The organism is Enterobacter sp. E14S, assembly GCF_055666685.1.
Window position 1 is genome coordinate 50,461 of sequence record NZ_JBVODQ010000005.1, and the last position, 12,442, is coordinate 62,902.

Consider the following 12,442-nt stretch of genomic DNA (forward strand, 5'->3'; position numbering starts at 1 on the left):
CACTTTTTCGCGAGATACTGGGAAAAGTGTCAACCTAACCTAACGGATCCTGACGCCTACGAACAGCAGCTACAGCAGGAGTGTAAAGGGCTGGCGTTGAGATTTGTTGAGCCTTGGCTGTTAGCTTTTGTTAATCCTGATGCGAAGCAGGGTAGGTGTCAGCCTGTTATGGTTTGTTATGCCTTACTAGGGAAAACTAGGGGGAAAGTGTCAACCGCTACCGCTTCAGAAAACTTCAGGCACACGAACTCGTGAAGGGGAGGTGTCAAGCACTCCCCCTTCGCAACCATCCTCGAGCCTCTTTCAGATCGCTGTTCTGGTTTGCCCGGACGCTGGCGTTCAGATTGAGTTGTCAAAAGTTGTCACCCACCGGTAGCGCCAGTGGGGATTTTTGGCAGAACGCGCTCTAAGTTACAGTTGCTTCATTACGACAACTATCCTTCTTGCCTTAAGCTATGGCTAACTTATTGAAAATATATAATTTATGGTTCGTATAAAAATGCTATTTTTTATTCAATAGAGTATACTCTTTAAAGATTTAATTTATTCATGAGTGAGCAATTAGCATGCGGATATATCATTATACTGATCTGAATGGGCTCAAAGGTATTATTGAGAATCACTCTCTTTGGGCAACTAATTTTTTCTTTCTAAACGATTCTGAAGAGTTACGCCATGGAATAAGAACATTCAGGAATGCTTTAGAATATTTGTCAGATGACTTAAATGAAAAAAGTATTAATATACTCAAGGATGAAATCATCAGATTCAATATGCATCGAGCAAACCACCAGTACAACATATCATTTTGTGAAGAGCCAGACCTTCTAAGTCAGTGGAGAGGGTATGGAGCAACTCAAGGTGTATGCCTTGAGTTTGAGAGCGATGAGTTAATTCAATCGTTAATTTATGGAAATGCACAGGTTTTATCTGGGCCAGTGATCTATACTAAACCAGATTCAACTTTGGAGGCTAAAAAAGAAATTATTAATTTTTTGCGCGACGAAAAATTAATTAAAAAAATAGAAGTTGAACCTATGTATGAAATCATCAGTGCAATCGACATTGTCCATAAACTTCCACCTTTTTTAAAGAATGATAGATTTTCTGAAGAAAAAGAGTTTCGCATTGTAGTACAACCTAATCAACCATATGAAGATGTGAAATTTAGAGTGAACGCTTATGGAGTTATTCCTTATCTTGAATTGAATGCCAATAAAAATAATATGTGGAACGGTCGCTTGCCCTTGAAAAGTATCAAAATTGGGCCTGCAAAGGAAAAAGCATTTTTATGGGATGGCATTAAATTTTTACTTCAAAGTAAAGGGTATGGGAATGTAGACTTTTCATTCACGGAAACACCTTTCCGTAGTTGAGTTTATTATTGTTATTCTTAAGGGGGTGTGTATGTTAAGTAACTTAATTGAGCTTGCTTTTTTATGGTGAGTAATTAACTTACTATACTAATAGTTTACATGAATTATAATAATCAAGCTTCAGTATATACACTATAAGCTGAATACAAACTTTGATTTTTCATGAAATTATTTCTTCTCAACAGAAATGATGGTTTCGAAGCGTCGTAATAATGTATGCTATGTCTACTGAGGAAAATTGCGAGGTGATTAAGTGATTGATTTTATTGAGAAAGTGGCTGGTGCTACAGAGTTTTGGAGTGGGCTTATAGGGGCAGTGGTCGGTGGGTTGTTTACTTTGTGGGGAACACTTATCGAAGGGCGCCGAGAGCATAAAAATAAGCATGAAGAACAATTAGCTAAGAAACTCAATATCCTTAAGGGAATAAAGGCTGAGATTGATTTGGTTTCTGATTTATATAACCAACGCATGGAGTCTCACATTGCTAATTATAGGCCGGGACAAGTTTTAGATGTTTATTTTTTGATTACACAAAATAACTTTGTGTTTTATGAAAGTAATGCAGAATTCATATCTGAACTGGATGAAAAAGTCTTGAAGGATGTTGTTAAGTTTTATATTACAGCTAAAAGTTTGATTGATACATTTATCACTAACAATACCAATATCAATGAAATAAAAAATATTGCTCTTAAAATTGCAGAAGAACCGAATAATCAATCCTATAAAGGGCTTTTGAATGCATATACCAGCATAGCTAGCCAATATGCACCCATGATCATTCAAATACACAATGAAACAATGACATGTAAAGATCAGGTAATTACAAGCATCATTCAAGAAATATCCAAGCTGGAATGTAACTCAAGAATTAGATGAAATGTTCTTTATGTAAAGGTTGAGTGTGTATTATATTAATTTGCTATGAAAATAATGGTTTTATATCTTCATCTTGAAGGATATGTTTTTTTAAAATTTAATCTAATTAATTTTATCAATGGATTGTGATGATGATTTATAAGTACGTAGGGCACGAAAACTCTTTTGAGTTAATTAAGATTCTTAAATATTTTATTGAGGATGGGACGGTCAGAGCAGGTTGTCCTCATGACTTTAACGATCCAGCAGAGTTTAAAGTTAATTTTGATTTTGTAGCTACCGAAGAACAGAAAGCTAAAAGATTCTTTGAATTGTGGCACGATAAAGATGAAGATGCCTGTAAAAACTGGTTGAGAAATAGGGAACTTCATGTTGAGCAATATGATGCTTATATGTTAAGAGGGAATTTATTAAACAACATGGGGGTTGTATGTCTAACAAGAGCTTATGATAATTATCTAATGTGGTCACATTATGCTAGGTCTCATTCTGGTTTTTGTATAGGATTTGACGATGCAATAATTGAAGAATTAAATGATAAAAATGCCGTAATGTATGGCGATGTACAATATTCAGAAACAGTGCCTAAAGTAAATTTCTATACATCTGATATTAATGAGATTATAGCGGCCTTATTTATGTATAAAGGAAGCGTTTGGGATTATGAAGAGGAGGTAAGAGTTGTATCAAAAATTGCAGGGATTAAAAAAATAGATAAGTCATTGATAAAAGAGTTAATTATCGGATGTCGCCCATGTCCAGGTTTGGAAAATTACATCTATACATTATTTGATACTGGTATTGAGCTTTATAAAATGCGTTGTCCTGTCGACTCATATAATTTAGATCGGGTATTAATTAATAAAAATAAATATTCTCAAGGTTATTAATTATAATTATTCGCTGGCATCTGTATATGTAACTAATTACGATTGATGATTTAGGCTTGAAACGAAAAGGCTCTGATGCTGATAAGTTGATACCTGAATCAATTAATTCATTCGTAAATACAACTCGTTCTAGCATAACAGATGCAGAAAACATTTTGTGGGGGTACTTATGGGGGTACTTACAAAATATTTTTTTGTTATTATTATTGTAAATCAATAAGTTGATTGCTGTATTCTGTTCCTATTATCGGCACCATAAAAATCAATGTGTTGCAAAAACATCGCTTCAGTAAAACCCTCTGATTTTCTTCTCGCGTACTTGTTTAGGATTTTAGGCATGCACAAACCCATTCTGCCCCGTAAGGTCATCTGTTGCCTCTACATCCCCTAGTTTTACCTTGACGATCCTATCCTATAGTTTGAGCATTTATAAATGCATCTCTCTACAGATGATAAATAGGTTGTTGTAATTCAAAACTCCCTTACAATGATAAATCATTCGTACTATTCCTATAGATTTCAGTTGATTGATGAGGGGCTAGGCTGTGGCAAATCATACGTATGAAGGATGGGCAGAAATATATGCAAAGCGAATAGCGCAATGCAAAGACGACTCATCGCGCCTGTTAGAACTCAGTAAAATTTGGATCGAGATTCAGAAGCTTACATCTGATGGTAAAACTCTGACAGACGTTCAAAGAACCCGAATGCTTGAGGCCCTTAAAAAGGCGCTTAGAAAGCTGGGTTACGATGATTCATATGTCACCCTTGAGCACTATAAAAGTGCTGAGGGGCTTGAAGAATTTGCAAAATCAAACAGCGTCAGTAACGAAGAAATGCTGTCGATGATGAGCATGGTTGCTAAGGGGCCAAAGCGATGACTCAAGATCATTTTAACTATTTGACGCTTGGTATTTCTGGTACTGCTTTTTTAGTCGCTGCTTATTCTGCGCTTCAGTACCGCAACGCAAACATTATTTCCAAACGCGCACTGATGTTGCAGGAAGCGGCACTTGAAAGCCAGATAACCAGCACAATCTCGACCGCGGCGGCTGAATTGCGTGAGGCTATGTTGAAAAAGGGAGAGGCTGATCCAACAGCAGCTAATTTCCCATTCATTGAACAAAACTACAAGGTAGCACAGGAGACCTGGTTAAATGCGCACGATCAGGCTTGCATGAGTTACCTGCAAAATAAGCTCAATCAAGACACATTTAAACGGACTTATCACGTTCCGATTAGACAGTTAGTCGAGAAATCGGAGTTGCAAAGCTTCTTTAATCCAGCTGATACCTCCCAGTTTCAGTCTATTATAAAGGTTTACCGGCTATGGGAAACATCCCAGCGATAACACAACCTTTAGAGGCCAGTATTCACTGGCCTCTAGTATCTCATGTATAGCCACGACACAAAGTTTAGAAAGGATCGATGTCATCCAAACGCTTATTTTCATGTCTTCTCTTAACAGGAACCCCTAACTCGATAGCCGTCATTGCGTTTTGGAAAAGTACACCCTCAATGAGATAATACTGAAGCTCGCCTGTCAGTAACTCAAGCGTTTTATCGTTATTATTTACGAATGAATAACTCCAGATGCTATTATCTGACGGTTCGTCTTCAATAAGCTGAAGTGAGGGATGAAAGTAATTAATATCATATTCTAGATTTTCAGTGAGGCTGACTCGATACGCTCGCTCATTTTCACCGGAAAACCAAACACCAGATGATTTACTAAATAAAACCACATTATGTCCGTTTTCCTTCTTCGCTCTGCGCCTGACTTTTGTGGTCTCTTTTTTTACCTGAGTTGAGCGAAAACTAATTCCATCAAGGTTGAATTGCTCTGAAACACTCAGGTACTCTGCGATAACCTGTGTGATCAAATATCCGCTATCCTGATTATTAAATACCGGGAGAGTCAACTTGTGTGAGAAGGTTTTCAGAAAAGCCGTTCTCTCCAGACTCTTTATCGTCTGGGGATCGAACACGCTTTTTTTACTATAGACTAGGGCATCCAGGGCTGAGATGTCGAGAACACGAAGCTCCTTACGAGCCACAAAAGGGGCAACAATTACATGTGCGCCAACAGGTGGCCGTATTTCGGCAATGGCAATTTCCGGGGTTGTTGCACCGTAAAACACAGCGATTCCGTGCGCATTCATTCGCCCAGAACGTGCAAGATGCGACGGAGGTGGGCCAAAGTTACGCTCAGGATGCCGTAATTCTTGTTTTACTGCTCTCAGGCTTTCAAAGTATCTGGCTCGGTACAGAAGTGTATCACCGCTAATGGCTTTTATAGGTGATTCTTCCCTATCAGTACGAAATTCCTCGATATCTGAAAATAGCTCATCCAAGAATTTTTTTACGGTTCGGTTAAAGAAACGTGTGTCATGAGCCAGAGAGTTTCTCATATCCTCCCATGCCTGATGCATTTTCCCTGTTGAAAATTGACGCCCCACATATACATAATCCTCGTCATAAATTTGCCCTTCATCCCAATGAAGCGGGTTATGTTGTTCACAGAGTTCATCAAAGATATTATCCGCAATTTGCTCATCCACACCCAGTTCCTGTTGGATTACATCCTTAGCGGAATCTCCGTTATCAACATCGTTATAATAAAATTCACTCTCAGGCTCATAATAATTTTCAAATACCTGATGCATTAATTCTGCAATTACTGAAACAGGTATGTTCGTGCGCCTATGGTGACAATAACTGCACTCAAACTTACGAGAGCCTTGTGACTTAATGACTGATTTAACGTATTTTTCTTCGATACACTGATGACAGATAACTATTTCACCGTCCATACATCCCCTGATATTTACTTAGGTCCAGATGAACCCACTTTCCGATAAAGTTGAGCATAATTCAATGTAGCCGCTCAACGGATGAATGCAAGTGAGTGGTGCGCTTAGTCGCTTAGTCGCTTAGTCTTGGTTGCTGCACGCGCCAGTAGTAACGTACTGCATGTGCGTAAAGGTTATAGCTATTACTAACAATTACATGCATATGTTATGTCTGAAAGGCAACTGCTTCTGTCATTTTAATAAATGGTGTCAAAGTATTTTCAGCACAAGGCTGGAAGCAGGAGTTGCTGTGCATCCAACTGTTAGTTTTGAACCGATTACTGTGTACACATCGTTGGACAAACCTTTTTTCTTTTCAGCAGCTTTTTCACCAGTGTAATGATTTATTACTCTGTTGAATCGGTAGGCAATACGGAAAAAGTGACCTCATTTAAGATAGGGCAGAGTCCATCCTAACTGTCATTCATGATTTTGATTTGAATTGTCTTTCCGTCATTTATTTCGACAGATTTACTCATTTACCTTTTAATCTTCGGTACGAGCATGACGTGGGTCAATGCCCTGCTTCACTAGATTAAATTATTTTGTATATATTTCAATGGATTATGTAGGAATTCGGTCTTTGTCATCAGCTGGTTTCAGGTTGGCAACTGTCGGTCTTGGGTGGTTACCTTCAGCTGTTCCATCTCATTCTCGCGTACGTTCTGGCGTATTTGTTTAGCATGTACAGGATGAGATAAGGTGGAACAATTAAGAATAAGTTAAACATGTTACTCACTGAATGTGTTGTTTTTTGTAATGATTTATCAGAGGCGAAGACACTTCATGAAAACACCAGATTCTGAATTCGTAATGCGAAGGGCGTAGGTTCGACTCCCTATTTATCGCACCATTTTTACCACAGCCTTCCGACAATCAAATAAACAACCTATATTCTTTGTCAAAGAAATTTATTACGCATCAGCCATTACGCTCCTCTGACATCCCCGGCAAACCATCACACATCTCTTGCAACTCATTAAACATCCTTGCCACATGGAAACCATCGCACACCGAGTGATGGACCTGCACCGCCATAGGCAACAACACCTTCCCATCCTGTTCGTAGTATTTTCCAAACGTGAACATAGGGGAGAAGAAGTTCTTCATGTGCGCAATGTTCATCGTAAAGTTCGTAAACGTTACCCAGGGAATAGACGAGACGAAAAAGACATTTTCCCGTGACTCTTCCTTCGGCCAGTAAGAAAGGTTATTTCCATAGCGCGCAACATCTTCTGCATACGTATTCTGGAAGTGCTGAATATTGCCGTCGTAGTGGCTCCACAATGACGAAAACGTCTCGGTTTCAGGATGGAAAATGGTATAGCTTGGATGGATTTCATTCCATATGACAAGCTCATTGTCCTTCATAGCCATACGGAACTCAGGATGCCGGTTCATGATTTTAGAAAGGAGGAAAATAATTGTCGGGTAAAACTTCCAGCCGACCTTTTTGATATGTTTTCGCAGCGCGGTAATGTCGATCAGAACCGTTTGGTTAATTGTACACTCGGCAAATGACTGGAATACTTCAAAATGCTCCTTCCTGGCCCAGCGAGATAAATCAACAGGCGTATATTCCGGGGCTGTTTTTTTCATTGTTTAACCTTTGATTATCAATCGACTAAAGGGTTTTAGGCCAGAAAAAGCCGCGCAACCATTTCAACCGTATCTAATCTTCCTGTCAATCTCAGGCTGTGGTTTTCCGAACAGGTATCCCTGGACGAGATCGCAGCCAAGCGCCTGAAGACGTTCAAGCTGCGCTTCGGTTTCAACACCTTCTGCAATGACCCTCATATTGAGGCTCTTCGCCATGCCGGTTATCAATTTTACGATATTAAGGGCATCATCCTGCGTGGATATCGGGTTCACGAAGGATTTATCGATTTTAATTTTATCAAAATTCAGTTCACTCAGACGTGAGAGCGACGAATAACCCGTCCCGAAATCATCGATTGAAATTCTTACACCCAGCGCTCTCAGCTTTTTGAGAATAGTGAGCGGTGTGTTGCTGTCGCTGAAGAGCGATGACTCCGTAACCTCTAATTCAAGACGGTTCGCCGGAAGTCCTGTCTCCTTCAGGATGGCCTGTACCATTGCCGTAAAGGATTTCGTGCCCAGCTGAACGGGTGAGACGTTCACAGAGATCCTTGCCGGAACCGCCCAGGAAACCGCTTCCCGGCAGGCAAGCTCCAGCACGGTTTTGCCGATCTGGTTGATCATCCCCGTTTTCTCAGCGACGGAAATAAAGTAATCGGGTGACAGCATCCCCTTCACCGGGTGTATCCAGCGAATAAGCGCTTCATAGCCGTAAATTTCATTGCTGAATGAATCGACAATAGGCTGGTAATACACTACGAATTCATGGTTATCGATCGCCAGTGCCATATCATGTTCAAGGGTTCTGCTTTCCTGCAACTTTTGCAGCATCCACTGACGGAAGACTTTTATCTGCTGTGAGCCCTCTTTTTTGGCTTCGTAGAGCGCCAGATCGGCAAATTTATAAAGATAATCAGAGCGCCGTTCATTATCAGATAAAACGATACCCACACAGGTGGCGATTTTTATCAGCTGGTTATTAATCGTATAGGGCTGGCTGATATGTTCGCTGATTTCTTTGGCACGCGAAACGGCGGCTGCTTCAGTGAGGCCACTGGACAAAAGGGCGAACTCGTCTCCGCCCAAACGGTAAAACGTATCAGTGGCGCTGCTCATTGAGGTGAGGCGTCTGGATACCTGATTCAACAGCAAATCTCCGGCATCATGGCCATAGGTATCGTTGACCTCTTTGAAGCGGTCTAAATCAAATAACATCACCGTGACGGGGATATGGTTTTTATCTGCCTGAAGATTAATTTTGTTGAGATCGTCCCAGAAGAAAAGGCGGTTTTTCATGCCGGTGAGGGAGTCATGATAAACATCATATTCCAGCTTCGAGTTCTGAATTTGCAGCGTTTCTTTTGATATCTGAAGCTCGTCAGCAAGGCTTTTAACCTGCATGTGCGCTTTGAGAATGTTTTTATTCTGGTAGATCATTAAGAAACCCAGAATAAAGCTTAATATCACCAGTAATAATGAAAGCACCGAATAAATATAATAAAGAATCTGTATTTTATGGTTGGATTCATTAACCGTGTTAATATCTTTCGTCAATGCCGTTGCAGAAAGCTGGCTCAGCGGCGCATCAAGGTCATGCATATTTGTCAGGTATGCCTGTAGCTCTGGGTGGCTCATTTTTTCAAGATGGCTATCCAGATAGGCCAGTATTTTCTCTAAGCGCAAAGCGAGCTCCTGATGCGCTTTATCACTGTCAATATAGCGACCTAAATCTCCCCCTTTCATTAAATCGCTCTGGCTTAGCATAATTTCAAGACGCATGCGGACCTGGTCTATCGTAACGTCATCGGTATCGGTTGCGTATAGACCAAGCCATGATTCAAAACGGTAATACTCTGATACCAGTTGTGCCACGGACCAGGACTCAGTGTATTGAGTCAGTTTTTGCAATTCCTGCTGTCGATCGTAAACAAGAAATGCAATATATCCTGTCGTGATAAAAAGAGAAAAAATGATACCAACCAGTATCCTGTTCATTATGTTCTCCTGAACGACTACTCAATCTTCATTTTGCTAACCTGCCATGCTGATCGTGAGTAATAAATCTGATTATTCAACTCAGGAAGACTGTCATAGGGGTATACAATGAACGATGGGCCTTTATCGCGGATGCGCATATATTCGCCGTTGACCTTTAAGGCAAGTATGGCGTTGTATTTTTTAAAGTCACTGAGAGGGATCACGGTTGAGTAATCATTGAGCGCAATAACATTAACGTTAGTTCCCTTCGCACCCACATACTCCATGAGTTTGTTCATTGGAACACCCTCAAACTTCGTACGACCGTTATACCAGGGGGAGGTCGTCTCGAAACTCACTACTCCGAGTTTTTCAAGGCTGGCGAGATCAAACACTGCTTTTCCATTTTCATTGGTATTTTCTATATTACCGTAAATCGTTAAAATGGGTTTACCAACTGGTTTTGGCAGGTCGCCAGCCCAGGTTACACTTTGTACCAGACAGCATAACAGCAGTAGGGTTAATCGCATTTTGACCTCCACCTTTTGAACATAAGTATAAGAATTATAATTTAGATATCACACGAGTTTATATATTTTGTTGAGGAGTAAGGGGTTTTATCGTTTTTGTTGATGTAAGCCCATTTTAATCAATGAGTTAGGTGTTGCGGGTGACAGGGTGTTTGATACTCGAGCGACGCTTAACTTTTTGATAAAAGCTAAAAATTGCGGGCATAAATGCTCTTCTGTTTAAAAAATAATCGCTTTAATTGATGGATATTAACTTCCGCGACAATTTAAGGGTGTCCTTGGCTTTTTGGGGCGCGAATCTGGAGACTAAATACGCACCCCGGTTGTGTCCGTTGTTTCAGGATGACGACGATAAGCGAGGACACGACCATTCTGATGGTGCGTGTCCCATATCGCTTGCCTTACTTAATGTCATCCTGGATGGCTGACCCCGACTTCCCCCCTTTCGCCATGCTGGAAAAAACTGCGTCCCGGTAGATCCACGCATGAACGAGTGCGGCAGAGAGATGGACCAGCACCACAGCAAAAAGCAACTTTGCCAAAAGGCTATGGGCGTCGTGACACCAGGCATACAGTGCTGGACTGTTCGGGGCAATCGCCGGCAGGTTGACGCCATTAAACATCACAATCGGCAGCCCCGCTGCCGACAGTTGCGCCCAGCCCAGCAGCGGCATTGCCAGCATTAACCCATACAGCATCCAGTGTGATGCCTTTGCTGCAAGCACCTGCCAGATGGGCAAATCAGCAGGAAGTGGGGGCGTTCGGCTAAGGAGTCGGTTGACCAGACGCACCAGTGCCAGCAGTAAAATGGCGACACCCAGCGGCCGGTGCAGGTCGATTAACCAAATCCGGTGATGTAACGACGTCATCATCGCGGCACCGATGAAAAGCATGGCCAGGATCATCACCGCCATCAGCCAGTGCAGGCTTCGCGCCAGGATATTGAAATGCTGCGGCGCGTGCTCTCGCATATCTTTATTCGAGCTCATTTTACCTCCTGCTTTTGCACGGCTTCGGTGGCCTTGCCGTAGCCGATTTCCCGCTCACGGCGACTGAAAGAGTGGGAATAGGCAGCGGAACGGGCGTTTAAGATGGGATCATCAGACACCGCAACGCCTGCAGGAACAATCGAAGGGTCAAAGTTAACGTCGCGGCACGCGCCCTCGGATTGTGCTTCGACGCGCGTCACTTCCAGCGTGCCGGCCACTATCTTTTTGCGATCGTCCGGCCATGGCTGGGAAGGGTCATCCACCAGATCGCCCCGCTGTGCGAGCTGCAACACGTAATCCCAATAGAGTGGCTTCTTCGCCAGGCGCTGACGCAGGTTTTCGAACAGGAAGTTGTCATCGGCTTTCTGTCGTTGTTCATCGCTCATCGAAAGGAAAGGCTCGTGCGGACGCATCATCCAGCGAACGGCCTGGCGATCCCCCTGCGCGTTCACAAGATAAAAGGCGTTAATGCTGTAAAACGTCGCGCCCGCGAAGCTGCCGGGCGCGGGTTTTTGTGCCGCCCATTTAAGGTATTTCTCCGCCTCCGGGTACGCTTTCAAAAAGTCTGCGAGACGCTGTGGATCCGGTTTGCCAGTGGCTGCATCGACAGCCGTGGCTTTTCGCAAGGCCAGAAAACCTTCCGGACTGTGCGTGGCGAAGAAAGGCTCGTTGTTCATCGCCATTCGCCATTGCTGCTTGTCATCTGTCTTCAGCAGCAGCGCCATGCTCAGGGTTTTGGTCGTGCTATCCGGGGCATGGGGATCGCCAGTACCAATAGAGAATCGGCCCACCATGGGCACTTCCTGCTGTGAGAAGAGGCGGGAGGTTGAAAGAGAATCTGTCGAGCCGTTTGGCGTAAAGGTGCCAGCAAAGCAGATGCCTTTTCCATGCGCGCGGCGAAAACCCGGCGGGAAGGGTTTCGGTGTTTCACCCACCAGTGCCTGGCTGACCGTGCGTGAACCAAGCCAGCCCGCCGTCCATGCAAAAGCAAATGCCAGCGTACCGGCGACAACGGCGATCGATGCCAGCGCGCCCCAGGTTTTTTTGGATCTCAAATCCAGTTTCGACATAGACGTTTTTCCATAACAAAATATCTTCACATGTCATGCACAACGTATTGCGCGTGACATGTGTTAATACAGTGGCGAATATGGTTTGAGTATAAAAATTAAGGGGCGTAAAGAAAGAATATCACGAAAAGTTTAAACCTTTTCGCCGTCACAAAGGAGGGCTACTTATCACAACGGTAATTGTGGCAGGACAGGTTCTTACTGAAAAATAGTGACGAAATATGTAATTTAAAGTTTTCCATTTCTCAAGCGAGAACGTGTAAGGTTTGTTGTTCCTGA

The 12,442-nt window shown here is 42.4% G+C and carries 11 protein-coding genes; 5 read left to right on the plus strand and 6 right to left on the minus strand.

The window, feature by feature from the left end:
* The first annotated feature begins 566 nt into the window (after window positions 1-566).
* The 5 genes from ACZ6J2_RS12725 to ACZ6J2_RS12745 all read left to right on the plus strand — a co-directional run bounded on the left by ACZ6J2_RS12725 (window position 567) and on the right by ACZ6J2_RS12745 (window position 4,497).
* Window positions 567-1,376 carry a DUF2971 domain-containing protein gene (locus ACZ6J2_RS12725; RefSeq protein WP_196344409.1) on the plus strand — a complete coding sequence of 270 codons (810 nt, stop codon included), beginning with the start codon at window positions 567-569 and terminating at the stop codon, window positions 1,374-1,376.
* Window positions 1,377-1,629: 253 nt separating this feature from the next.
* A complete protein-coding gene (locus ACZ6J2_RS12730; protein WP_471725866.1) occupies window positions 1,630-2,256 on the plus strand; it encodes a hypothetical protein in 627 nt (208 codons plus the stop codon).
* A 128-nt stretch (window positions 2,257-2,384) separates the two neighbouring features.
* The gene (locus tag ACZ6J2_RS12735; protein ID WP_233094106.1) at window positions 2,385-3,146 is read left to right on the plus strand and encodes a DUF2971 domain-containing protein; all 762 of its coding nucleotides are present in this window, start codon (window positions 2,385-2,387) and stop codon (window positions 3,144-3,146) included.
* Between the two features lie 545 nt (window positions 3,147-3,691).
* Complete coding sequence (locus ACZ6J2_RS12740; RefSeq protein ID WP_471725868.1) at window positions 3,692-4,027, plus strand: hypothetical protein; 336 nt, start codon at window positions 3,692-3,694, stop codon at window positions 4,025-4,027.
* On the plus strand, window positions 4,024-4,497 hold the full coding sequence (locus tag ACZ6J2_RS12745) for a hypothetical protein (RefSeq protein ID WP_471725869.1): 474 nt from the start codon (window positions 4,024-4,026) through the stop codon (window positions 4,495-4,497). The genes ACZ6J2_RS12740 and ACZ6J2_RS12745 overlap by 4 nt, the downstream gene beginning before the upstream one ends.
* A 64-nt stretch (window positions 4,498-4,561) precedes the next feature.
* Here the strand turns inward: ACZ6J2_RS12745 and ACZ6J2_RS12750 are convergent, their stop codons facing one another.
* From ACZ6J2_RS12750 to ACZ6J2_RS12775, 6 genes are all read right to left on the minus strand, one after another.
* Window positions 4,562-5,959: an RES family NAD+ phosphorylase gene (locus ACZ6J2_RS12750; protein ID WP_471725870.1), complete on the minus strand. Its 1,398-nt coding sequence runs from the start codon at window positions 5,957-5,959 to the stop codon at window positions 4,562-4,564.
* Between the two features lie 960 nt (window positions 5,960-6,919).
* Window positions 6,920-7,597: a type A chloramphenicol O-acetyltransferase gene (catA, locus tag ACZ6J2_RS12755; RefSeq protein ID WP_471725872.1), complete on the minus strand. Its 678-nt coding sequence runs from the start codon at window positions 7,595-7,597 to the stop codon at window positions 6,920-6,922.
* Between the two features lie 63 nt (window positions 7,598-7,660).
* A complete protein-coding gene (locus tag ACZ6J2_RS12760; protein WP_471725873.1) occupies window positions 7,661-9,592 on the minus strand; it encodes a putative bifunctional diguanylate cyclase/phosphodiesterase in 1,932 nt (643 codons plus the stop codon).
* Between the two features lie 17 nt (window positions 9,593-9,609).
* Window positions 9,610-10,104 carry a putative pterin-binding protein gene (locus tag ACZ6J2_RS12765; protein WP_039263874.1) on the minus strand — a complete coding sequence of 165 codons (495 nt, stop codon included), beginning with the start codon at window positions 10,102-10,104 and terminating at the stop codon, window positions 9,610-9,612.
* Window positions 10,105-10,505: 401 nt separating this feature from the next.
* Window positions 10,506-11,093 carry a cytochrome b gene (locus ACZ6J2_RS12770; RefSeq protein WP_471725874.1) on the minus strand — a complete coding sequence of 196 codons (588 nt, stop codon included), beginning with the start codon at window positions 11,091-11,093 and terminating at the stop codon, window positions 10,506-10,508.
* Window positions 11,090-12,163: a catalase family peroxidase gene (locus ACZ6J2_RS12775; protein ID WP_471725875.1), complete on the minus strand. Its 1,074-nt coding sequence runs from the start codon at window positions 12,161-12,163 to the stop codon at window positions 11,090-11,092. The genes ACZ6J2_RS12770 and ACZ6J2_RS12775 overlap by 4 nt, the downstream gene beginning before the upstream one ends.
* Between the last annotated feature and the right edge of the window lie 279 nt (window positions 12,164-12,442).

Coding starts and splice junctions, on each gene's coding strand:
- ACZ6J2_RS12725 (WP_196344409.1), top strand. CDS start 567: ATGCGGATATATCATTATACTGATCTGAATGGGCTCAAAGGTATTATT.
- ACZ6J2_RS12735 (WP_233094106.1), top strand. CDS start 2,385: ATGATGATTTATAAGTACGTAGGGCACGAAAACTCTTTTGAGTTAATT.
- ACZ6J2_RS12745 (WP_471725869.1), top strand. CDS start 4,024: ATGACTCAAGATCATTTTAACTATTTGACGCTTGGTATTTCTGGTACT.
- ACZ6J2_RS12750 (WP_471725870.1), bottom strand. CDS start 5,959: ATGGACGGTGAAATAGTTATCTGTCATCAGTGTATCGAAGAAAAATAC.
- catA (WP_471725872.1), bottom strand. CDS start 7,597: ATGAAAAAAACAGCCCCGGAATATACGCCTGTTGATTTATCTCGCTGG.
- ACZ6J2_RS12760 (WP_471725873.1), bottom strand. CDS start 9,592: ATGAACAGGATACTGGTTGGTATCATTTTTTCTCTTTTTATCACGACA.
- ACZ6J2_RS12765 (WP_039263874.1), bottom strand. CDS start 10,104: ATGCGATTAACCCTACTGCTGTTATGCTGTCTGGTACAAAGTGTAACC.
- ACZ6J2_RS12770 (WP_471725874.1), bottom strand. CDS start 11,093: ATGAGCTCGAATAAAGATATGCGAGAGCACGCGCCGCAGCATTTCAAT.
- ACZ6J2_RS12775 (WP_471725875.1), bottom strand. CDS start 12,163: ATGTCGAAACTGGATTTGAGATCCAAAAAAACCTGGGGCGCGCTGGCA.